Raw genomic sequence first — 486 nt, forward strand, 5'->3', positions numbered from 1 at the left:
CTTCGGCTTCTAGTGCCAAGGCATCCACCGTGCGCCCTTAATAACTTAATCATGTAAATCCTTAGTTAAGCACTGTGTATCGAAGATACAATCATGTTTAACTAACCTTTACCAGTTATTAATCTGTGATGTCGTCTAAAAAGACGACGCGCGATTATTAAGCTTGTTGAATTTCGTTAAAAATTCACTCGGTTTTTTGCTTGGTAAAATCTATTTGCTTACTTATCTAGTTTTCAATGTGCAAAAAAATGGTGGGCCTAAATGGACTCGAACCATCGACCTCACGCTTATCAGGCGTGCGCTCTAACCAGCTGAGCTATAGGCCCTATCTATTTTTGAATGTCAAATAAACATTCAAAACTGAATACAATATGTCTCCGTTATTCCATGACCTCATGGTCATTCCGTAATATCCTTAGAAAGGAGGTGATCCAGCCGCACCTTCCGATACGGCTACCTTGTTACGACTTCACCCCAATCATCTGT

At 40.3% G+C, this 486-nt stretch carries 1 tRNA gene and 1 rRNA gene; both read right to left on the reverse strand.

The features are described from left to right. Positions 1 to 249 precede the first annotated feature (249 nt). Positions 250 to 326: transfer RNA gene (locus tag LQ688_RS13900), tRNA-Ile, on the reverse strand. Between the two features lie 93 nt (positions 327 to 419). Next, positions 420 to 486: ribosomal RNA gene (locus LQ688_RS13905) — 16S ribosomal RNA — on the reverse strand; the annotation flags it as partial.

The organism is Mammaliicoccus sp. J-M40 (genome assembly GCF_022386395.1).
Taxonomy (GTDB): domain Bacteria; phylum Bacillota; class Bacilli; order Staphylococcales; family Staphylococcaceae; genus Mammaliicoccus; species Mammaliicoccus lentus.